General features: G+C 62.1%; 17 protein-coding genes and 2 pseudogenes. 9 read left to right on the top strand and 10 right to left on the bottom strand.

What is annotated here, in order from left to right:
• Positions 1–474, bottom strand: a 474-nt coding sequence (locus AC0L3P_RS37130; RefSeq protein WP_473309062.1) for a DUF5939 domain-containing protein, incomplete at its 3' end; no start/stop codon positions are given.
• 1,336 nt (positions 475–1,810) lie between these two features.
• Positions 1,811–2,161, bottom strand: coding sequence for a hypothetical protein (locus AC0L3P_RS37135; RefSeq protein ID WP_275170294.1), 351 nt, complete (start codon positions 2,159–2,161; stop codon positions 1,811–1,813).
• A 1,159-nt stretch (positions 2,162–3,320) separates the two neighbouring features.
• On the opposite strand from AC0L3P_RS37135, the gene AC0L3P_RS37140 reads away from it, so the two are divergent.
• Entirely contained in the window at positions 3,321–4,547 is a 1,227-nt protein-coding gene (locus tag AC0L3P_RS37140) for an ABC transporter substrate-binding protein (protein ID WP_275170666.1), read from the top strand.
• A gap of 273 nt (positions 4,548–4,820) precedes the next feature.
• Here AC0L3P_RS37140 and AC0L3P_RS37145 read toward each other — a convergent pair.
• From AC0L3P_RS37145 to AC0L3P_RS37160, 4 genes and pseudogenes are all read right to left on the bottom strand, one after another.
• Positions 4,821–5,247 (bottom strand): annotated as a pseudogene (locus tag AC0L3P_RS37145) (hypothetical protein).
• A gap of 13 nt (positions 5,248–5,260) precedes the next feature.
• The gene (locus AC0L3P_RS37150) at positions 5,261–5,461 is read right to left on the bottom strand and encodes a hypothetical protein (RefSeq protein WP_275170295.1); all 201 of its coding nucleotides are present in this window, start codon (positions 5,459–5,461) and stop codon (positions 5,261–5,263) included.
• 225 nt (positions 5,462–5,686) lie between these two features.
• Positions 5,687–6,868, bottom strand: coding sequence for an MFS transporter (locus AC0L3P_RS37155; protein ID WP_275170296.1), 1,182 nt, complete (start codon positions 6,866–6,868; stop codon positions 5,687–5,689).
• 59 nt (positions 6,869–6,927) lie between these two features.
• On the bottom strand, positions 6,928–7,137 hold the full coding sequence (locus tag AC0L3P_RS37160) for a hypothetical protein (RefSeq protein ID WP_473309063.1): 210 nt from the start codon (positions 7,135–7,137) through the stop codon (positions 6,928–6,930).
• A gap of 112 nt (positions 7,138–7,249) precedes the next feature.
• Between AC0L3P_RS37160 and AC0L3P_RS37165 the strand changes: the two genes are divergently transcribed.
• Complete coding sequence (locus AC0L3P_RS37165) at positions 7,250–7,552, top strand: PadR family transcriptional regulator (protein WP_473309064.1); 303 nt, start codon at positions 7,250–7,252, stop codon at positions 7,550–7,552.
• A gap of 8 nt (positions 7,553–7,560) precedes the next feature.
• On the opposite strand, the gene AC0L3P_RS37170 is transcribed toward AC0L3P_RS37165, so the two are convergent.
• A complete protein-coding gene (locus AC0L3P_RS37170; RefSeq protein ID WP_275170299.1) occupies positions 7,561–8,997 on the bottom strand; it encodes a multicopper oxidase family protein in 1,437 nt (478 codons plus the stop codon).
• Between the two features lie 187 nt (positions 8,998–9,184).
• On the opposite strand from AC0L3P_RS37170, the gene chrA reads away from it, so the two are divergent.
• The 4 genes and pseudogenes from chrA (at position 9,185) to AC0L3P_RS37190 (ending at position 13,592) form a co-directional block, all read left to right on the top strand.
• Positions 9,185–10,405 (top strand): chromate efflux transporter, encoded by a 1,221-nt coding sequence (gene chrA, locus AC0L3P_RS37175; protein ID WP_275170300.1) that lies wholly within the window; start codon positions 9,185–9,187, stop codon positions 10,403–10,405.
• Positions 10,406–10,735: 330 nt separating this feature from the next.
• Positions 10,736–11,068, top strand: a pseudogene (locus tag AC0L3P_RS37180) (SOS response-associated peptidase family protein); the annotation flags it as partial.
• 630 nt (positions 11,069–11,698) lie between these two features.
• Complete coding sequence (locus AC0L3P_RS37185; protein WP_473309065.1) at positions 11,699–12,127, top strand: hypothetical protein; 429 nt, start codon at positions 11,699–11,701, stop codon at positions 12,125–12,127.
• Positions 12,108–13,592 (top strand): Dyp-type peroxidase, encoded by a 1,485-nt coding sequence (locus AC0L3P_RS37190; RefSeq protein ID WP_275170302.1) that lies wholly within the window; start codon positions 12,108–12,110, stop codon positions 13,590–13,592. The genes AC0L3P_RS37185 and AC0L3P_RS37190 overlap by 20 nt, the downstream gene beginning before the upstream one ends.
• 31 nt (positions 13,593–13,623) lie before the next feature.
• On the opposite strand, the gene AC0L3P_RS37195 is transcribed toward AC0L3P_RS37190, so the two are convergent.
• Positions 13,624–17,640, bottom strand: coding sequence for a BTAD domain-containing putative transcriptional regulator (locus tag AC0L3P_RS37195; protein WP_473309066.1), 4,017 nt, complete (start codon positions 17,638–17,640; stop codon positions 13,624–13,626).
• Between the two features lie 170 nt (positions 17,641–17,810).
• Here AC0L3P_RS37195 and AC0L3P_RS37200 point away from each other — a divergent pair, with 170 nt between their 5' ends.
• The gene (locus tag AC0L3P_RS37200) at positions 17,811–18,368 is read left to right on the top strand and encodes a hypothetical protein (RefSeq protein ID WP_275170304.1); all 558 of its coding nucleotides are present in this window, start codon (positions 17,811–17,813) and stop codon (positions 18,366–18,368) included.
• Positions 18,369–18,562: 194 nt separating this feature from the next.
• On the top strand, positions 18,563–18,724 hold the full coding sequence (locus AC0L3P_RS37205) for a hypothetical protein (RefSeq protein WP_275170305.1): 162 nt from the start codon (positions 18,563–18,565) through the stop codon (positions 18,722–18,724).
• Between the two features lie 926 nt (positions 18,725–19,650).
• Here the strand turns inward: AC0L3P_RS37205 and AC0L3P_RS37210 are convergent.
• Together AC0L3P_RS37210 and AC0L3P_RS37215 are read right to left on the bottom strand one after the other, a co-directional pair.
• The gene (locus AC0L3P_RS37210; protein ID WP_473309067.1) at positions 19,651–19,839 is read right to left on the bottom strand and encodes a hypothetical protein; all 189 of its coding nucleotides are present in this window, start codon (positions 19,837–19,839) and stop codon (positions 19,651–19,653) included.
• Between the two features lie 140 nt (positions 19,840–19,979).
• Positions 19,980–20,237 (bottom strand): helix-turn-helix domain-containing protein, encoded by a 258-nt coding sequence (locus AC0L3P_RS37215; protein ID WP_342761044.1) that lies wholly within the window; start codon positions 20,235–20,237, stop codon positions 19,980–19,982.
• 306 nt (positions 20,238–20,543) lie between these two features.
• On the opposite strand from AC0L3P_RS37215, the gene AC0L3P_RS37220 reads away from it, so the two are divergent.
• Positions 20,544–21,032 carry a hypothetical protein gene (locus AC0L3P_RS37220; protein WP_275170307.1) on the top strand — a complete coding sequence of 163 codons (489 nt, stop codon included), beginning with the start codon at positions 20,544–20,546 and terminating at the stop codon, positions 21,030–21,032.
• Positions 21,033–21,124: the final 92 nt, after the last annotated feature.

The raw sequence follows: 21,124 nt of genomic DNA on the forward strand, positions 1-21,124 counted from the left end.
AAGATAGTAGTCCTGGACGGACAGCATGCCCGGATGACGATATAGGATGTCGCGAACCGAACTCGAGACGGTAAAGGCGACCTGGATGTAGTCGTCAAGCGCCGCCTCATTGAGGGCGTTGCAGAATTCGCACTGGAAACGTGGATGAACCTGGTCTAGCTCACGAAAAGTGCCGGCAACCTGCGGGCAATAGGCGCAGATGAGCAGCCACTGCATCTCGAATAGGCCAACCTTAGCGGCGTGGACGAACAGCTCGATTCCTTCAGCGTCACTTAGGCGGTTGGCAGTCGCGTATTGGATAGGATTGACGCGAAAAAGATCATAGTCGCCAGAGGTGCGAATAAAACCTTCGAGATCCGAAAGGGTCTGAGGCGCCCAGCTCGCTATCGACCCGAGCTCTATGAGACGCTGATTCAGGAGGCCTTCGTTGACTGGGGATGACCCTTGCATATCAAGTATGATACCTCGCTCCATGCTGGCGATACTGGTTAGTCGGCCATTCGACTAGCCACGCGACAATCGACGCGGTCCCTTTGTGTCCAACTGGTTTTAGTCGAACCGAGCCGGACAAGAAAAGTCAGCTCTATTGGCCTGTATCAGTCGGCAATGCGACACTTTGATCGAATAGGCAACGTCTGGTCTTGTCCATCATGTCCATGAGAGCGGTGCGTTGACTCGAGGGCAGGCCGTGCGCGCCACGTTATGAAATAAGCTCAGGACCCGGGCAGGCGCCCCTCCCTCGCATTAGGTGGAAGAGGAATAGCCAGTATGTCTTTGCCATTTTAGAAAAGTTGAAGTCGCGCGCGATGATGCGGGTGGGGACGTTGTCCATGACGACCAGGCGGTCGGTCGCGTCTGGATAGTCCTTTGCGAACCGGGTCGCTACCCGCGCCCGCGATCATGACCAACCAACGCGATCTTTTCGATATCCAGTTTTCGCATCAGTTCCCGAAGATCTTTCGCCATGTTTCGCTTGTCATAGCCCGCCACGGGTTTGTCTGTTTCACCATAGTGGGGCCGGCCTTGCAGAGTTTGGGAATTCCCTGGCCGCCGAACGTTTCCGAAACGTCCCGGAAGCCGCGCAGAGTGCGGGACCCTTGATTAGTTCATCACCAGAAGTCGCGCTGTCTGAGATCATGGTTCTCTCTGGCAAATCCGGCGCGTCATGACGCAAGGTCATTCTTGTGATGGGTACCGGCCGTCAAGCAGCGCTCGCAATGGCATTCACAAAAGAGGGTTTCTGAGGGCTCTTGCAATGCCGGACACCGAGTCAAAAGGGGCGCGGTTCTGGGTGTTGCTTTGACCGAGATGCCTCCACGGTCCCCATCCCGCATATTTGCCGAATCCGTTGCACGTGCTTTCGCACTTTCCCTTCTTGGAAGGTGTGCTCGGTGCGATGTAGCGCGGACCAAGAAGGCGGCATGCGAGTATGAGAAAGTCGGATGAAATCTACGGGACCCAAGGCAGCGCCTTCGGCCGCCACCCGCGATGACCACTTCATCCTCGCCGTATTCGCGGGACAGCGATCGCGGCCCTCCTTTACTCGGATAGGCGAGCGAGCTCCGACCACGCCAGCCCGGCGATGATCCATCTCTGCCGTTCTAGCCCATCGGCTTCGGCAGCAAGCTTCATTGCCGCGATGGCCTCGCGCGCGGAGTCATAGGGGGGATCCATAGGCGCAAATATAGTTGAAGATCGTAAACGATCACGCACCAGTGGGACCGTAGCAATCCGGGGTCGGCAGCATACTCACCCAAGGGCTGTCTAGCGTCTGGAGATGCCCCGCCAACCCGCCCCATCGCGCATCCGGCTAAGAAGTGCGGTGCGCTTCCCGCTCCTCGCGTGTCGATTGTGATGATTGCCGGAGACCGCCTGAAGCGTAGATGCGGATTGCGCAGGATACGTCCGTTTTCCATTCGAAGTGTTGGATGACGGTCTCGTGGTTGAACGATCCCGCCATGCTGATCAGTTGAAGGGACCCAACCATTTGCTCGACCCGGCCTTCCCTTCCCAAAAGGCAGGAGCAAGCGCTCGCAATCGATGGTATGGCCGCCCTGTTGTAGGTCGAAAACACATTGTAGATGGCGCAGCCGCTGGTCACGCATTGTTCGGCGGCCTCTAGACCGAACTCCTTCAACGCTGGTGGCAGAACCTCTTCCATCGATTTCCCGGCCCAGCTCGAATTGAAGACCTCTCCTACGCTGCGCCTTGGTAAAGCGCTCGAAATATGTGCCCCTCTCCCGGGCGCTCAACACTCCAAATGATCAGTTGTTTTGGGTCATGCAGCCGCGCTTCCGGCCTGAACTGATCGAGCGAGGGAAAGGGCAGATCGCCGGCCGTGCGTGCCCAGTACCGGCACATGGCCTGCTGACTGATGGATTTCACATCGGCAAATGAACCGTCCGTGTATCGCATGGCTCAAAAACTACCCGCCACGTCTTAACGAGCCGTCCGAGCAGCCTCTACCGAGCGACGATATGTCCAATATAATTCGCCGAAGTTGGCCTACCGGAGGGCCTTTTTTTCAACGATGCCAGCTGGACTCTCGCGCCTAGATCAGGGTGCTCGGCGGCCGCGCCCTGCAGGAGCATCCAATTCCATCTATGAGGCGGATCAAAACCGAGCGTCCAAGGCAGCTTTAGCCGTTAGGAGCCACAAAGACGCGAACACGATCGCTCAGAAGACGTCGATGGCGCCGAACGGCACCACAGAGCCGACAACACGACCGGATTCAAATAGCGCAAAGACCGGGACTGAGAACGCCAGCTTTTCAAGGACGGCGAACAGCATCGCCGGTCGAAAGCGTAGGGGATCATACGCTATCATGAAAAGATACCTTGTGCGGCTAGAGCCGTTCACACGAAGCCATAGAAGTATTCCGGATGGGCCAAGATCCCCGTACCCACGGCAATGTTTGCTCGAGGAAGTAGAGAGGCAGTAGGAGGCGCAGGGTGGCGGCATGCCCCACGCGGGGCAAGCTGCGTGTATCGGTTGCAGTAGGCAGCGCTGCCAGGCGGCGCCGGACCGGGTCGCGCCGAGAAGTTCAAGGATTCCTGTGGCCGTCTGATCCGCCTGCTTCGTGGTCAGCGCGACGGCGTGGCTTGGTACCGATCAGCAGCCCCAGATCGTGAGGACACGGGTGTTCCCGTCGGACCGATGCTCGCTCGGTCAGACATCATGCCGCGTCGCCGCAAATATCATTTCACGGAATTTGGCGCGACGTTCGCTCACTGGCGATGATCGAGTCTTCGTGCATACTTGCGACACACCAAGAGCTCGACAGAAGCTTTGGGAATGATCAGCGTCATGGGAGGACTGCAATGCATTTGACTCGCCGCAGACTGATCCACACCGCGACGATCGCATTCGCGATCGCGTCAGGTATCACCAGCGCAAACGCCCAGAAAAAATACGATACCGGCGCAACTGATGCCACGATAAAGATCGGCAATATCATGCCGTACTCGGGCCCAGCGTCAGCCTACGCCACTATCGGCAAGACCGAAGCCGCCTATTTCAAGAAGATCAACTCAGAAGGTGGCATCAACGGCCGACAGATCGAATTCATCTCCTATGACGATACCTACAGCCCACCGAAGACGGTGGAGCAGGCCCGCAAGTTGGTGGAGAGCGACGAGGTGCTGCTGGTTTTCAATCCACTCGGAACGCCGGGCAACACGGCGATCCAGAAATACATGAATACCAAGAAGGTGCCGCAACTGTTTGTTTCGACAGGTGCCGCCAAATGGAACGATCCGAAGGACCATCCTTGGACAATGGGATGGCAGCCGAGCTATCAGGTTGAGGCGCGGATCTATGCGAAATACATTTTGCAAAATTATCCCGGCAAGACCATCGGCGTCCTCTATCAGAACGACGACTTCGGCAAGGACTATCTGATCGGGCTGAAGGACGGGCTTGGTGATCAGGCCGGCAAGCTGATCGTGGTGGAGGCGCCGTACGAAACCTCCTCACCGACCGTCGACTCGCAGGTCGTGCAAATCAAGGGGGCCAATCCCGACATCTTCTTCAATATCGCGACACCAAAATTTGCCGCCCAGGCCATCAAGAAGGTGTCCGAGCTGAAATGGCATCCGGTCCAGTTTTTGACCAATGTCTCCGGATCGATCGGCGGCGTGATCAAGCCCGCAGGTTACGACAACGCGCAAGGCATTCTCTCAACCGCGTATCTTAAGGATCCCAAGGACGCCGAGTGGAAGAACGATCCGGCAATGAACGAATGGCGTGCTTTCATGACCAAGTGGTATCCCGAGGGCGATCTCGACGATGCCGCCACAGTCTTTGGATACGGCGTCGCCAAGGGACTTGAGCAGGTCTTGCGTCAATGCAAGGACGACCTGACGCGCGAGAACGTGATGAAGCAGGCTGCCAGTCTCGATTTCGAAATTGGCATCTACCTACCGGGCACGCGCATCAAAACCAGCCCGACCGACTTTGCACCGATCGAGCAGCTGCAGATGATGCGGTTCAAGGGTGAGAGCTGGGAGCGCTTCGGGCCTGTCATGAGCGGCGAGAAGGGAGCGTAAAGCTATTTCTCTCCGGCCCGCAATCGTCTGCGCGGGCCGGAGCGTCTGCTACAGGAAGGAACTGCTTGGCAGCTTCATTGCTGTAAAAATGGTCTTACGAACGGGCCGCGCGCTTCCGAAAATTGCCCTGCAGCGGGAGCGGCACCGCCCTTGGCGCCGTCTGCGACATCAACAGTGCCGATGAAATCGAGGCGGCGGTCAAATTTGTGGTCTGCGCCTATGGTTCGGCTCTCGACCTCCTCTTTTCGCGCCTTGCCGGCTCTGTAGGACACTTCAGGAGGCGTTCGCCCTCGCTCGTTCGCGCGCCTCGCGCCGACGTTCCCGGCGTTCGCGCCGCCGCTTGGCTCGGTCAGGGGGCTGCCGCAGCCCAGGACCCCCCTGCGTCGCAGCGATTATCGCGGCCGGAGCCTCCTCGACCAAAGGCGCCTGGATCGGTTCGGCCGCAGCGGGGCGGGCTTCCATGAACTCGAGCACCGCCCGTCCCTTGGCAGTGATCTGCCATCCGCTGCTGATGCGTTCTACCAGCCCATGGGAAAAGATGTCGAGATCGGGCACCCGTGCGGCGAGGCGCTTGGTCCGGTCCGCCCAATCGCGGCCACTGGTCGCCAGGATGGCCCATGTCGCGCTTGAGGTCCTCCATGACAGCGAAGCTATCCGGATAGCTCACGAGGATCTTGAGGACCGTCACCTGGAAGTTCACGCCCCGCTCCGGATCAGCGCCACATCGTCGGCGCACGGGACAGGGCGTCGCGGCCTACCTGCCTGAGGCCATCGAGCGACACCTCGCCTCGGGTGGCGGCCTCCAGGATTTTCGAAGCGACGTGAGTACGTGCCCCGATCTCGCCGTGCGACACGCTTTCGCAAACTTCGTCCAGGACCGCGCGCAAAAGCGCGGTTGTTTCCGCGTCAAACATGGGCGCCCCCAGAGGGAAAACTCCATCCTAGCCCCGTTTTGCCGGCTTAGGGATTCAGGCATGTTAAGCTTTGCGGAAAATGCGCGGAATCTGGCGAACCAGAGGCGGCTGGGATGTGCCGAGAGCTCAGGCCAGCCACTGACCGAAATCTGATGAAGGTGGCCATGGCCATTGGATGGCGGTTAGTCAGGTCCGGCGCCGGCCGCGATCAACTCTTGCCACTGCTCAATTCGGCTGTGAATGTCGTGCCGCCATGAAGAACACCGGTGCCGACGCGAGCTGAATGACGATTGAGAACGCGATCAGCGCGGCCCGCGAATTTTCGTACAGCAGGCCTGCCACGATACTGCCGACGAGCCATCCGACGCCATAGCCGGCGTAGTACAGGCCGAACGCGAAGTTGCGTTTTCCCTCAGGCAGCACCTCTGCAACGATCGCTTTGAGCAGGGTGTCCTGGGTAGCGTAGCCTACACCCCAGAGCAGCATCCCGAAAAGCACAAGCCAGAAGCCCCCGAGAAAGACGAAGGGCGAAAACACTGCCGAGACGCACACCGCGGCGATAACCACCGGCAATCCGAGGCGATCGTAAGCCTTTCCGAATGCCAAATTGGTCAGCACGCCGAAGGCGGTCGAGATCGCGAGCATCACAGGAATCCATTGCTCTGAGGCGATCTTCGTCTTGGAGAGATGATAGGAGATCAGCTCGAAGCTCATGAGGCCGGCGGCGAACAGGGCGCCGGCCAGCATGTAGAGCCAATAGGCCATGCCGAAGTCCTTCGCAGGAGCGGTGCGGCCCTGTTCGAGGCGCGACGGCAGCGGAAAGTTCACCCGCGCGACCACCAGCGCGACGAGTGCGGCCGCAGCCGAGATCGTCAGCAAGGCGTAACCAGCACGGAAGTCCCCCCTCAACAGGAGGACCAACGCGATGATGAGGGGACCGATCGTGGCGCCGATCTCGTCCAGCGCGGTGTTCAGCGCGTACACCCAGCCCTTGCCGAGTTCGCCCGTGGTGTAGGAGAGCATCGCCTCGACCGTGGGCTTCCGTAGCGCCCGTCCGATGCGCTCGGCGAGAACGAGAGCGGCCGCCACCTGCCAGCTTCCGGCGAGCGCCATCGCCGGAACCGCGAAGAGGTTGATGACGTAGCCGACGAAGGTGATCAGCCAGTAGCGCCCCGTGCGGTCCGCCGCGTAGCCGGCCGGGAGGCGCAGGGCGTATCCAAGAAATTCCCCGAGCCCAGCCGTCATGCTGACGACGGCAGCGCTGGCGCCGAGCGTCGCCATGAATGGGCCGTTGATGCTGGCGCCGCCTTCGTAGGTGACGTCGCCGAACAGATTGACGATGCCCGTCGTCATCACGAAGAGAAACGCCGGAGAGCCGAAGTTGCCTGCCTTTCGGGATTGCGCCATCGGCTACTCTCCCTGCGCTACTCGCGAGATGACAAGGCTGGCCGTGGCGCCTAGGCCGATCAGCGCCAGGCCTTTTCGTTCCTCTGTTCGTAGTCCTTGAAGGCCTTCTCAAGCCCGCCCAGAACCTCGGCGGACGTTTCGAACATCGCCTTCAACTGCGGTTCATCAACCTTCTGAATGTCCTCGCGCAGGTGGTTCCTAATGTCCTGGAGCGCCTTCTGCATCTTCTGCGTATGGTGTCGGGGATCGCGGTCTGCCGCATTTGCCATGGTCGGTCTCCTCGCTGCTAAGGCTGCGCCGGGCATAGGAGCGCTCGGCGGGATGGCGAATTAACAGACCGTCGAGAGCGTCGTTCCAATTACGAAATTCGATAAAGACGGCATGAAATACAAGGACTTGCTCACCGGATTCATCAGGCTGCATATTCTGCACCTCGCGGCGGAACATGAAGTTTACGGCCAATGGATGATCGAGGAGCTGGCCCGCCACGGCTACAAGCTGAGCCCCGGCACGCTCTACCCGCTGCTTCACGGGATGGAGCGGAAAGGCTACCTGCGGTCTCGCAAGGAGCATCCGGGTCGGACCGCGCGCACGCTCTACCGGGCGACCCCGCTCGGCAAGCGCGGGCTGGCGCTGGCGAAGTTGAGGGTCCTCGAATTCACGGGCGAAGCGCTCAAGAAATAGGTGATCGGTCAGGCGTACGTGATCAGCCCCGCGAAGCCTTCGTCCATATGGTCTTGGTGGTGGCAGTGGAAGAATGTCGGTCCCGGGTCGTTGGCCACGAAATCGACCTCGGCCGTCGAGTATCTGGGCATGCTGATCGTATCCTTGATCACGCCAGCGGTCGGCTTGTCTCCTACCTTCGTGATCTCGAACGAGTGGCGATGCAGGTGCACGGGATGCTCGTCGCCGCTGCTGTTGTTCAGCACTAGCCGGTATCGCTTGCCCTTGACGATAGTGAACAGCGGATTGGTGTCCGGCCAGGACTTTCCGTTGATTGTCCAGCGGTTGTAGCCGCCCCTTCCGCCCGGGATCTTCTCGAACTTGAGGCCGATGGTCTCGTCCGGCGCAGCGGCCGGCACATCGGAGTGTCCGAATGCGCTGTAGTCCCATTTGGATTGCGCGGGCGTCGACCAACTCGGCTCGCCCCTACGGCCGGCATATTCGACGACCACGCCCATTCCCATCTTGCGGTCCTCGTCTTCCGTCGAGCCGAAGACCCAGACTCCGGGATTGTTCATCTCCACGATCACGTCCGCGCGCTCGGCCACGTCGAGCTTTAGGATGTCCACGGTTGCAGAGGTCGGGACGGCATTGCCGTCGAGCGCAAGCACTCTGAAGCGGTGCCCCGGCAGAGCGAGCGAGATGCCCATGTTGCCGCTCGCGTTGAGCACCCGGAAGAGTACCCGCTCGCCTGTGCGCACGCGGATCGGTTCTCCGTGGCCGAGCATGCGATCGCCGAGGGTCGCTGCGTGATACATGACCTCCAGTCCGTTGTCGGGCGGCGGACCCTTCTTGATGTCCTGCATGCTCACCCAGTGGCCGTCCCAGTGGTGAGCGGCGAGGAGCACCTCCCGGTCATAGCTGCCCGGATCGCCGGCGGCGGGCTCCACGATGAGGAATCCGAACTCGCCCGTGTAGGTGCTCTTGTTGAGATCGGTCATGGCCATCGCGTGGCTGTGGTACCAGCGGGTCCCAGCCGGCTTCGCGACGTATTCGTAGGTCAAGGATTTGCCGGGCTCGATGATCGGCGAGCCTTCTTCCGTCGCTCCATCCTGCTGCGACGGGATCATCAGGCCGTGTGAGTGGATCAGGTTGGGGTAGCCGGAATCGTTCGTGACCTCGATCCGGACGGGCTGACCTTCCTTGACCCGCAGCGCTGGGCCGGGAACGGTCCCGTTGTAGGCCGTCGTCTTGATGACCTTTCCGGGCGCGATCTCCAGCGACATCGGCGCGATTCTGATCTTGTGATCGGCGGTCTCCTTCGGCATTGGCTGAGCATGAACGAGCGGCAGGGTCTTGGCCGTCACGAGCGAGATTGCGCCGGCTTGGGCGCCGCGGAGCAGAGCTCTCCGGCTGATTTGCCGCTGTCTGTACGGGCTGTCTCCGCGTCGATCGATCTTCGTCATGGCTCTATCTCTTTTCGGATGCCCATGAAGTAGCACTGGTCGAACGCCGCGGGACAGCCGAGCGCGCAACCACCGTCAACAAAAGAAGTTGAGCTAGGTAGCCGGCAGTTTCTGGACCAACCGGCCTTTTATCGAAATTCGACAACGCGTAGAACCACATCGAAATGATGAGGGGCGAGAAAAAGTCATGACGGGTGACGCGATCAAGGGCAACGCGGGTACCACCTCGGCTGCCGAAGTGCTCCTGATCTTCCTCAAGTTGGGGCTGACGTGCTTCGGCGGGCCGATCGCCCACATCGGCTACTTCCGCGACGAGTTCGTCGTGAGGCGGAAGTGGATCGACGAGAACGCCTACGCTGACTTGGTCGGGCTGCGCCAATTCCTGCCGGGCCCTGCCAGCAGCCAGGTCGGCTTCTCAATCGGACTGATGCGGGCCGGCTACCTGGGCGCGCTCGCCGCCTGGACCGGCTTCACCCTGCCGTCGGCCACGATCCTGATCCTGTTCGCCTACGGCGCCGGTGCGTTGAGCGGACCGGTCGGCGCCGGCCTGCTGCACGGGCTGAAGCTGACCGCGGTCGCAATCGTGGCGCAGGCGGTCTGGGGCATGGCGCGCAACCTGTGTCCCGACCGCGAGCGTGCGTCGATCGCACTCGTGGCCGCGCTGATCATCCTCTTCAGCACGGCTTCGATCGCCCAAATCGGCGTGATCATCCTCGGCGGACTCGCCGGTGTGTGGCTGTGCCGCAGCCAGATGGCGGCGCCGTCCGGACACGTCGAGATGCCGGTCTCACGGACCGTGGGGCTGATCACCCTCGGGATGTTCTTCGTCCTGCTGGCGGGGCTGCCCGCCCTGCGCAACGTGACCGGATCGCCGGGCGTTGCCCTGTTCGACGCATTCTACCGCTCCGGCGCACTCGTATTCGGCGGCGGTCACGTCGTGCTCCCTCTCCTCCGCGAGGCCTTCGTCGCGCCCGCTTGGCTGAGCGACGACGCTTTTCTCGCCGGCTATGGTGCCGCCCAGGCGGTGCCGGGCCCGCTCTTCACCTTCGCGGCCTACCTCGGCACGGTGGTCTCTCCGGAGCCGCACGGGCTCGCCGGCGCAACGCTCGGCTTGGTCGGAATATTCCTGCCTGGGATTCTGGTTCTGCTCGGCGCCCTGCCGTTCTGGGACTCGTTTCGCAAGCGCGCCGGCGCCCAGGCCATCATGCGCGGCGTCAACGCCGCAGTGGTCGGCGTGCTAGGCGCTGCGCTCTACAATCCCGTTTGGACAACGTCAGTGAAATCCGGTGGCGACTTCGGAATCGCACTCGTTGGTTTTGTCCTGCTCACGGCTTGGCGCTCGCCGCCGCTGATCGTGGTTGCGATCAGTGCGCTCGGCGGCGTCCTGCTCGAGGTAGCGGCCTCATAGCTGGACGGGGCGCGGCCAGATCGGCGACGCTGGCGGACTTCGGTCCCATGTCGTCTTCGGGCCTGATTGCGCCCCAACAGATGCCCATCTTGTTTACGCGGCGCTCCTGCCAATGTGCGAGTTGGACGTTCGAAAATTCCGCGCGCGCACACTTCGGCTTCTGCCCTGCAAAAAGTGCGATCGATTCTATGGGTTTGCAAGGAAGACAGCCCTTAGGCTTGCTTCCGCTGCAATTGGACATTCTCGGAGTACGACACGATCGACGGCAAGAAGGTACCGGTGTGGTTCGCAGTCGATGAGTCGCGCCCCTTCGTCACTTTCGCCGGCATCTGGACGAACTGGACCAGCGTGCGAAAGGGCGAACCGAGGGGGGGCGATATCTGGTTCGCAATCGACGAGACTAGGCCGCTCCTCTGCTTCGTCGGCATCTGGACCGAGTGGACGTCGGTGAGGAAGGTAAAAGAAGGCGAGACCACCAACGACCTCTACGCGTTCCCAACCACGGAGCCGAACGACGAGGTGGGCGCCATCCACCCCAAGGCGATTCCGGTCATCCTGACGACGCCCGACGAAGTCGAGACTTGGATGACCGTGACCGCGGACGAAGCCTTGAAGCTTCAGCGGCCGCTGCCGGACGGGGCGATGCGGATCGTCGGCCGCGGACAAGGAAGATCCTGCCCAAGACATCTGAAAAAGGCTGAAAGACGCGAGGAGCGTCAAGCTGATCTGCTGTCAGCGGAAAATCCCGTCGCGACCTCGTGCAAGCTGGTGACATCTTTGACCTCTAGGCGATCAACGACGCCACAGCGTAGCGGCGACAGCAAAATTCCGACCGGCATGAACTGTGTTGATCCAACGGCAGTGGCGGTTAGTTTCGTGTGGAGTCAACTTCGTACGCCGCTATTGGCCCTCAGCGAAGAGGGGCGGGAGGCGGCCAAGGTCCGGTCTCATAGTTGAACCGGACTTGCGCCATGTGGTCATCGACGCGCGACTTTGGCCCGGGGAGAGCAGCACCTGATCCTCATTGCGGCTCCACCGGAAAAGAGATCGCGTGGGCCGAGTGACGCTCTTCTAAACTAGAGTCGGCTTCGCGCCCAGAACCAGCGCGCCAGCGAGTAATAGAACCAGACGAGACAGGTGGCTTCTGCCACGGTTGACTTGTAATAGCGTCACTGACACCGTCAACCTAAGGACAATTTTTGTCCTCGGGGGCTGCGCGCCTAGCGGCACAGGCGTTTCGATCCGTTCGGCAAGATCACTTCCTATCCTACTCAGCCTCATGGGAGCACTCTGATGGCCAATCCGCTCACGCTCTACATTCCGATCAAGCAGGATCAGACAACGCAAGACGCAGCCCAAGCCGCGCGTAAGCACTTCGTGTCCACGTACACCCCGGCGCTCGACCATTTCGGAAAGGTCCACTACGCGCGCTTCGTGCTGATTCCCAACCACGCCGTGCCCGGAAAGATTCTCGCGATCTGCGTGATGACGTCGTTCGACGGGCCAATGAATCCCTATCTCACGGATTTCTGGAACGATCCCGCCCTTCGGGAGGTATTCGCAGGGCTCGCCAAAATGGCGCTCGCGGATACGTCGATTACGGACTACACCGGATTCGAAAACTTCATCAATGAGAACAATCTCAGCGAGATAGGCGAACTCTATCAGGCTTACAAGTACACCGTCGTGCAGATCAAAGCCGATGTTAAGTATCCGGCGTAAGGCCCGCGCTACGCTGCCTCGCATCAAGGCTGCCGCAAGCGCCGATGACGCAGATCAGAAACGATTTCGTATGACGAACAGCCCCACGCCGCCGTACGAGCCGCGCAATGTGCAGGGCATGATCCTGCGCGGGTATACCCATCGCTATTCGTGCCACATGCTGTTCACGTTCGCGGATCGCAAAGGCGCTACCGATTTCATTCGAGCACTGCTTCCTTATGTTCAATCCGCAGAGGCCTGGAGCAACAAGCCGGAGCGGATGCTCAATATCGGCCTCACCTTCGATGGGGTCTTGACGTTCGAACCCGGGTTCAAGAGTCAATTCCCGACAGAGTTCGAGGCCGGGCCTTGGTCCGCCGACTCGCAACAATCGCTGCATGACACAGGCCCGAGCGATCCGAAAGTGTGGTGGAACGCTACCAAGCAAGCCGTCCACTGCATCGTCCACGTTTATGGATTAACAGCCGAAGCGCTTGGCAGCCTAGTCACGACCGTGTCGCAGGCGGCCGGTACCAACCGCGTGAGCGAAATTCTGCCGCTCAAGCCGGAGCGCGGCCAGAGCGGCCGGCTGGAAGAGTATGCCCCGCTCGAGAACTACATTCATTTCGGCTACAAGGATGGAATCGACAACCCCGGACTCGCATGGCCGGCCGATCCCGCCGTGCCGACTAATCCCGTCAAGAGTGACCCGGGCGACGCCAATAACTTTCTGGTCGGCTATCCCGGGTCAACGTTTCAACCGGGACCGGAAACCGGACGGGCAGGCAGGTTCGCCAAGGACGGATGCTACAACGCCTTCCGCGTGCTCTACCAGGATGTCAGGGCTTTCGATCAATTTCTCGCCGACACCGCGCCGATGGTCGTCGCTGCGATCGGCGGCTCGGAAGATCACGCCAGGGAATGGCTGGCGGCCAAGCTAGTCGGCCGTTGGCGCAACGGCTCTCCGCTCGTTCTGTCGCCCGATGCGCCGGATCAGGCGACATCGGACAAAACCGATTTCCTATACAAGCGCGACGACGGCAATGCGCTGAGATGTCCGTTCTCGGCACATTCCCGCGTGTCGAATCCGCGCGACGAAACGATGTTGCCAACCGGCACGCCGGTGCCGCGCCTGATTCGCCGCGGGGTGCCATATGGCGCACCACCGGTGCCGCCGGATTACGATGGAGAGCGCGGTCTGATCGGCATCTTCCTGTGCGGCGCGCTGGCGGCCCAGTTCGAGAAACTCTATTCGTGGATCAACGTCAACGATTTCAGCAACGCGTATTCTCCGGGTTTCAACACACAGGACGCCTTGCTCGCCAACCGCGGGGCCGCTGGCGATCGATCGTTCACGATCGCGATGCCAATCGGAAACCCGATCAGGATTTTAAGCCTGCCGCAATTCATCGTGACGCGTGGGACGGCGTATTGCCTGCTGCCGAGCATGGAGACCCTGCGAGGCATTGCGGGGCTACTGGAGTAGCAAAGCCAGCCCGCGGGCCGCATTTCGACGACTACAATGAACGCAGCTCCGCCTGCTCCAGCCAGTGCGTCATGCCCATGTTGCGGTACATTGCCGTCGCCACCACAACATGCGACTGTGCCTGCTCGCGTGTGCCGGTTTGCAGGTAGAGCTTGCCAAGACCGCGGTGGCAGTGGGCGACAAGGGGATCCATGCCGAGCCCCTTGGCGAGGGCCAGCGCCTGGCGATAATGGAGCTCGCCGCGCCCGGCATCGAACTGATTGGGGTGGGCTGCGACATCGCCGAGCAAATGCTGTGCATGGGCCGCGAACCCGGGCTGGGACGAACAGAATTCGAGCGCGCGTTCGCCAAGACGCCTCGCCTCGTCGCACCGGCCGAGCAGCAGGGTGGCGCGCGCCAGCACAAAGAAAAACCAGGCGAGATTGGCGAGAACTCCGCCCGCCGCCAGACGCTCGAGAAGTTGCTCGCCCTCTTTGATCCGGCTCACGGCCTGGCTCGTCTCGCCGAGCTGTGCCAGTGGCCAGGCGGAGGAGGCTATCCCCCAGGCGAGGTGAAAGTGGAAATTCCCGGTTCGGGCCACCGCGAGCCAGCGCTCAATCCGCGCGAGCGCGTGACCAAAATCGCCCTTAAGAAGGTGCAGCACGCTCGCGGCGAAGAGCGCCATACTGATGGTAAAGGCATGCCGGGTCGACTCTGCAATGCCGATCGCCTCGGCTTCGTACCTGGCGGCTTCGGCGAACCGTCCGCGCTCGGCGAGACTCATGATCAGGCAACCCCGGTCCCAGACCGACGGCGGTCCGCCAAGTCCGAAAGTCTCGTGGACCCACTCGGCAGGCAATGCGGTAAGGTTGCCGGTGGCGAGTTCACTCACCCGGTCGTACTCACCCCGGGCATGATGCACCTGCACGAGAAGGCTCGTGGTGACAATGCGAAGTCTCAAATCGTCGAGGCGCGCGGCGACCTCCAGCGCGCGGGATCCAGCCGCGAGCGCCTCGTCCAGTTCGCCGCACAGCGAGTGGGCGACCGTCACGAACCCGTAGACCCGGCCGCGCCGGCTGTCGTCGTTCAGCCGCTCGGCGAGAGCCTCGGCCTCGCGCAGGCACTCCCACATCTGCGGGCTTCTGCCAAGTTCGAGCAGCACGGGACGCAGTTCGAGACGGAGATCGCAGCCCTGCTCCAACGTGGACTGGCTCTCCGGCAGCGCTTGGAGGAGGCTCCGCGCCCGCTCAAAAGAGCTAACGGCCTCGCGATTAGCCGAGCGCGCGCGTGCGAGCCGGCCCGCCTTGAGCCAATAGACGATCGCCTCGCTGGCACGCCCGGCCTCGGTGAAATGATGGGCGACAACCTCAGGCAGGGTTTCGGCCAGCGCTGAAAACCGTTCGATCAGGGCTGCGGCGATGCTCGCATGCAACGGCTGCCGCCGGCTTCTCACCATCGTGGCGTAGGCGGCGTCCTGTACCAGCGCGTGCTTGAACAGGTAGATCACCTCCGGCGGCGTTCCGCGCCGAGAGATGAGGCCGGCTCCGGTCAGCCGGCCAAGTGCCGCGTCGAGATCCATCGGAGCCAAAGCAGACACAGCCGCGATCAATTTGTGCGAGAACTCCCGTCCGATCGCGGCGCCGATCTGGGCGACATCCCTGACCGAGGGGAGGCGATCGAGGCGCGCCACCAGCGAGGCCTGTAGTGTTGTTGGAACGGCGAGCTCCGGAAGCGGCCCGTCGAGCGCGTAACCGTCGGCCGATTGACGGAGAGCTCCGCTCTCGAGCAGCGCGCTGGTCAGCTCCTCGATGAACAGTGGCACGCCGTCGGCGCGCGCAAGGACCTGCTCGACGACCGCGTCGGGCAGCGGCCTGTCCCGGGCGATTCCCGCGATGATAGCGGCACTGTCGCGACGGCTGAGCCGGTTCAAGGGCAGCATCGACACATGCGGCTCCCCGACCCAACCCGGCTGCAGCTCCGGCCGGACGGTGACGACCAGCAGCACGGGCAGGCCGGCGGCGCGGGCAACCATTCGGTCGAGCAAATCCTGCGATGTCGGATCGATCCAGTGGGCGTCCTCGAACAAGATGAGCGCACGGCCCTGCGCTGCTGCGCCGTCAAGCTGGTCGAGCAGGGCGGCGAGAGTCATCTCTCGCTTCTGCTGGGGGCTGACCGCGACCGCCGGATAGCGCTCGTCGGCCGGTACCCCCAACAGTTCGGCAATGAGGGCCACGTCGCGCGGCAGATTTTTCGACGTCGGCCTGAGCATCGCCTCCAATTTATCGAGCTTCGCGGTGGAGTCGCCGCCCGGTTCGAATCTCGCGGCCAGCTCGAGCTGCGCAATGAACGGGTAGAGCGGACTGTGCGTATGGTGCGGAGAGCAAGAATAGCGAAGGCAAGCTCGCGGCTCGCCCTCGAGCTTGTCCAGCAGGCTTTCAGCGATGCGCGACTTGCCGATGCCGGGCTCGCCGGACAGCAGTACGACCCTCCCTTCACCGAGCTTGGACTGATCCCAACGGCGGAGCAGCAGGTCGATCTCCTCCTGCCGGCCAACGAGTGCTGACTGCGCGCTGGCGCGACGCGCCTCGAAGCGGCTGACACCCGCGGTCTCGCCGCGCACCTGCCACGCCTCGACCGGTTGCGACAGCCCCTCCACCTCGATCGCAGCAAGCGCACGGCAATCGAACATCCGCCCCACCAGCCGGTGCGTGCTGGCCGCAATGACGACCTCGCCTGCCGGTGCGATGGCCTGCAGCCGCGCCGCCAGGTTTGGCGTCCCGCCGATCGCGACGCGCTTCGCTGTTTCGCCGGTCCCCAGTTGCTCGCCGACGACCACTAGCCCGGTGGCGATGCCGACGCGCAGCTGCAGTGGCACGCGGGAATCAGCCTTCAGCTTGCGAACCGCATCGAGGATGGCAAGACCGGCGCGCACCGCCTGCTCGGTGTCGTGCTCGTCAGCCGCCGGATAGCCGAAATAGATGAGCACGCCATCGCCAAGGTACTGGGCAACAAATCCGCCGAATTGCGACACAGCTTCGTCGATCACCCTGTGGAAAGACGTGATCACATCGAGCATGTCCTCGGGGTCGAGACGTGCCGAAATCGCCATCGAATCGACGATGTTGCACGCCATGATAGTGAGCTGCCGTCGCTCGGAGCTGCCGGAGTCGACCGTTCCCGCAGACGATGCCGCATCGCTCCGCGCGGCGGGATTTCCGGCCTTCAGCTCCTGTGCGGGATCGATCTTATCGGCAAAGGGCGCCGCGACCGACAGCCGGTCGGGCTGCGCCAGCGCGGACCTGGCGGCCTCTTTGACAGCGGGCGAACTGGCCGGCGGCGATCTGCTGCGCAGTTCGGCGATCAGCGACCTGGTTGCCGCATCCGGCTCCGTATTCAACTCGTGTTTGAGCAGTGCGACGAGGTCCTGGTAGTGCTTGAGTGCTTCGGGCTTGCGTCCCGTGGCGGCGAGCGCCTGTACGATCAGCCGATGGGCGTCCTCACGCAGGTTGTTGAGCGCGACGGCACGCTGCCCGGCCTTCAGAGCGCGTTCGGCGCGACCGGCGGCCAATTCCTGTTCACCGAGCCCGATCATGGCACCGAGCGCGAGCTCCAGTAACCTCTCGCGTTCACCCGTGAGCCATTCGTTCCAGCCCTCTTCGCCGACAATCACGTCGTCGACCAACTGTCCCTGGTAGAGATCAGCTGCCGCACCCAATGCATCACGACTGCCCTCACGGACCAGGGCCTCGAACCGGCCGACATCGGATTGGATGACCGCCGCATTGAGCGATACGACCTCGCCGTCGCTCTCCAAAACGTCCTGGCCGAGCACCTTGCGCAGCCGGAAGAGTGCCTGGCGCAGGTTCTGTTTGGCCTGCGCGTCGAAATGCGAGCCCCACAACAGAGCCGTCAGCTTCTCACGTGGCTGCGGCCGGGGCGCCGTGCAGGCCAGATAGGCCAATAAGCCCGCCAGCTTCTTGCTCGGCAGGTCAACCACGCCATCCGGTCCGGTCAGCTCGAAGCGTCCCAGCAGTGAAAGATCAAATCTAGGGCGAGGTACGCCGTCCATCGTTCCATCCGCAGGATTCGCAACGAAGCGCATCTTACATTTTTCACGGCCCTCCGAAGAAAAATAACGGCCTTGTCACGCCAAACGAACGGCGGCGATGACGGGGGCAGGCTTCAACGGGTGTCACGCGCTCACCGTCTCCGCATTACACATCGTCAGAGGAGTAGCCAATGTCCACCACTCCCACCCGGACTCTTCGGATGACGACCGAACCGGCGCCTCACGCTTCCGGCCTGCGCGTCGAAAAGAAAGAACAAGGCATTTTCGCTTTCATCATATCGGCGTTGTACCGCTCGCGAAGCCTTCAGGCAGCTCGAATCCTGCGTCAACATCAACATTTGCTCGCGCAGTCCAAAGATCGCATTCCGCACGGATTGAGCCAGAGTTCCGGCGGCTGGGAAATGCTCGTCGCCAGCAGGCCCGCTCAAGCAGGGTTGGCTGCTCGGCCTCCTTCCCCGAATCCGATGCGCCGCCCCATGCCCGTGGCCGCCGCCGTCGCATTTCTAGCGATTCACATCATTGCCGGGGGCATCTGGCTGCGTGCCTCCGCTACTGAGACCACAACCTCCCGGCAAGAGGCGGAGCAATGGCCAAACCCATTCATTCAGGAAACCAATCGCAGCGCTGGAATCACTCCGGCGACTGATGCGACGTCACCTTCCTCGCTTACGACTGGCGAAGATCGCGCGAAAGGATCGCGCAACCCCTTGCCCACAGCGATCAGGTGAGTGGCCAGCCTCTGCAAGGCAGGAGCTTTAAACACTTGAGCAATCAGAGCGTGCTCCGGCTGAATGAAGCGACGGCCCTCGCACACCCAACACTCAGCGCCGTTTCGCAGAACTCACCTGCCGTCGCACCGCTCCTTTTCGGGGGCGACTGATTTCAGTCCAACTTCACAACAACCATCGAGCAGGAGGTCGCATTGACCGATATCGCGCAGCTGGAAAAGAAGTCGCACCTTTTTCTCGCACCTGAGGAGGAGCAGCGACTCATCAGGACGTGGAGACTGAGAGCGATCGCATTCTATGGCTCGCTCCTCGCCCTGTTGATTGTCTTCGCTGCGATGAGCCAGGCACCTCGATAGCGTCAAGCGGATCTCGCGTCCGACGATTTCGTCACCCATTACGTTTCGAACCCGCCGGAGCCGTAAGGGGTGCGCATCGGCTACAGGGCCGCGTGGACCAAGGATTCTGGCGTCGCTGACCTTTCGTCAGGCCGCCGGCGCCGCCGCCCTCTACGGCACGAATAAATATCCACTGCATCACCTGTTCCGACGATGCGGCTACGGTCTCGCACTGGCAATCCAGGAGGTTATCATGCTCGCCCCGCAACTGCTGCCATCGCAAGCGTCTTCATCCGGGTATTTCCCGCATCATCACGCCGAACAGAAGCTCTCAAGCAGATTGCGTTGTTTTGCGCAGCGGGCCTGTTGGTGTCGCTGCTGTCGATGACTTACGGGCTCGATCTCAGTCCCGGGTTCTTCTAGCGGCGGTCAACAAGGTCGCTCATTCCAAAATGCTCGGCTGACAACGGCATCGAGTTTTATAAATTTTTTTCAGCGAGGGTCCAAACATGAGAAACGTTTCGCACGCTCCGGGCGCACCGGTGCCTCTGACTTCCGATTTTCGCGTCGAGAAGGAAGAGCGAAGCTTTTTCGCTTTTATCATATCGGCGCTGCACTGCTCACGACGCCTTCAGGCACGTCGAATCCTGCGGCGATATGAACATTTGGTCGCGCACCCCAAAGACTCCGGAGGTCATGAAATGCTCGTCGTCAGAAGGCCGGCTCAAGCAAGGTTGGCTGCTCGGCCTCCTGCCCCAGATCGGATGGGCTGGCTCGTGGCCGTGGCCGTGGCATTCCTAGTGATTCACGTCATCGCCGGCACGATCTGGCTGCGTGCCCCCGCCACTGAGACCACAACCTCCCTATCCTCGCTTTACGACTAGCGAAACACGAAATTCGGCCGCTTGGGTATGTGAAGTCGTCCTAGCCTCCGACCATCAAGACCTTCAACGGCTTTCTTGCGACGTGCGCTCGTGGAGGCGCCATGCCGGCGATGCGAGCCGCCAGTGGCCGGCGTGCTTGTGGTCGTCGGCTTGCTTGCTGCCTTCGCGCTTTCTAACGTCGGCGAAACGTGAAGGGTGTTTCGCCAGGATGGCCATGTCGCGCTTGAGTCCTCCATGGCGGCGCGAAGCCATCAGGATAGCTCACCAGGATCTTGAGCACCGTCGCGTGGAAGTTCACCCCCTCTGGATCAATCAGCACCACGTCGCGTGCGCACGCGGCTCGCCGGCCATGCGTCAGAAGCTGCATCTCCTGCCACAGCTCTCCGGTGGGCTCAGCCACCCGATCGCTCAGACGGCCCGCGTATTCCGATAGCCCGTCCACTCTCGAAGATGAAGTCGATCCCCCGCGCGCGCAGTGCGCGCTCGATGTCGGCCAGCGTCCGCGGCGTGACGCTCTGACCCGACTCGATAGTGGCGATCGTGCGCACGGCCACGTGCGAGTCCCGCGACAGATCCTCCCTGGATAGATTCAGCCACGCGCGAGCCGCGCGGATTTGCGAACCGTTAACCATGTTTGGGGGAAGGGGCATAGAAATAGCTTGCAATTTTGCAGATTTCGTGCAATATTGCCCGAAGTAAGCAAATCGAGTTGAGCATTGATGCCTGCCCCCGCTCCGAAAAGCAACTGCTTTACGCACCTTCCGCCCGCGGGGCCGCAGCGGACCATGCGCATCCCGGTGACGGGAGCGGGTCTCGCCGAGGCCCCAATGGCCCTCATGGGGACGCCGTTTGCCGACACCGGGTGAGCTGCTGACGTTCAGCCGATCCCACGACACCCCACCGATGCACCTGATCCGAACAGAGGACAGTCTTCTCGGAAGACTGAATGAGCGCCTATGCCAGCACCGATCTTGCTTTCGACCCAGTCCCGTCCCACGGGGGCCGACCGCCTCTGGCGTCGTAAGGACGCCGACGAATTCACCGACGTCGATCGCGAGGCGATCCGCCGGTTCCTCTCGGAAGCGGTCATGGATGACCCCCGGTGGATCGGCGCGAGCACCGGCGGCACTGCGGACGCCGCCGCTCTGGTCGTGGCGGAGTGGCCGGTGGAGCACCTCGGCGTCGAGCTCGACGCGCTGATGACCGCGTTGCTCAACTGCGCGCTGTCGAACGGCAGCAACACCAAGGCGGCTGCGATCGTCCTGTTTCACACACTCGCGCAGCTGGGTGCGCGCGGCGTCCGGTCGTGCAAGTCGCCCGCTGCCTCCTGGAACGAGAAGCTGCGCCGCGACGACTACGACCAGGCCATCCGGCCCCCGCAGCCGGTCCGCAACATCCTCAAGCCGGATATGCCGGACGAGAACGAGGCCACGAAGGCCGCCTGACGAGAGTGCTGTAGCGGGGGGGGGGGGGGGGGGGGGGGGGGGGGGGGGGGGGGGGGGGGGCGGCGGGGGGGGGGGGGGGGGGGGGGGGGGGG

Source organism: Bradyrhizobium sp. WSM4874 (genome assembly GCF_055811835.1).

Excerpts from the sequence above, each read along its gene's own strand:
- AC0L3P_RS37210 (WP_473309067.1), bottom strand. The coding sequence starts at position 19,839 with ATGGCTTCGCGCCGCCATGGAGGACTCAAGCGCGACATGGCCATCCTG.
- AC0L3P_RS37155 (WP_275170296.1), bottom strand. The coding sequence starts at position 6,868 with ATGGCGCAATCCCGAAAGGCAGGCAACTTCGGCTCTCCGGCGTTTCTC.
- AC0L3P_RS37190 (WP_275170302.1), top strand. The coding sequence starts at position 12,108 with ATGTTAAGTATCCGGCGTAAGGCCCGCGCTACGCTGCCTCGCATCAAG.
- AC0L3P_RS37195 (WP_473309066.1), bottom strand. The coding sequence starts at position 17,640 with ATGGACGGCGTACCTCGCCCTAGATTTGATCTTTCACTGCTGGGACGC.
- chrA (WP_275170300.1), top strand. The coding sequence starts at position 9,185 with ATGACGGGTGACGCGATCAAGGGCAACGCGGGTACCACCTCGGCTGCC.
- AC0L3P_RS37170 (WP_275170299.1), bottom strand. The coding sequence starts at position 8,997 with ATGACGAAGATCGATCGACGCGGAGACAGCCCGTACAGACAGCGGCAA.
- AC0L3P_RS37215 (WP_342761044.1), bottom strand. The coding sequence starts at position 20,237 with ATGCCCCTTCCCCCAAACATGGTTAACGGTTCGCAAATCCGCGCGGCT.
- AC0L3P_RS37200 (WP_275170304.1), top strand. The coding sequence starts at position 17,811 with ATGTCCACCACTCCCACCCGGACTCTTCGGATGACGACCGAACCGGCG.
- AC0L3P_RS37140 (WP_275170666.1), top strand. The coding sequence starts at position 3,321 with ATGCATTTGACTCGCCGCAGACTGATCCACACCGCGACGATCGCATTC.
- AC0L3P_RS37135 (WP_275170294.1), bottom strand. The coding sequence starts at position 2,161 with ATGGAAGAGGTTCTGCCACCAGCGTTGAAGGAGTTCGGTCTAGAGGCC.
- AC0L3P_RS37185 (WP_473309065.1), top strand. The coding sequence starts at position 11,699 with ATGGCCAATCCGCTCACGCTCTACATTCCGATCAAGCAGGATCAGACA.
- AC0L3P_RS37165 (WP_473309064.1), top strand. The coding sequence starts at position 7,250 with ATGAAATACAAGGACTTGCTCACCGGATTCATCAGGCTGCATATTCTG.
- AC0L3P_RS37150 (WP_275170295.1), bottom strand. The coding sequence starts at position 5,461 with ATGTTTGACGCGGAAACAACCGCGCTTTTGCGCGCGGTCCTGGACGAA.
- AC0L3P_RS37220 (WP_275170307.1), top strand. The coding sequence starts at position 20,544 with ATGCCAGCACCGATCTTGCTTTCGACCCAGTCCCGTCCCACGGGGGCC.
- AC0L3P_RS37160 (WP_473309063.1), bottom strand. The coding sequence starts at position 7,137 with ATGGCAAATGCGGCAGACCGCGATCCCCGACACCATACGCAGAAGATG.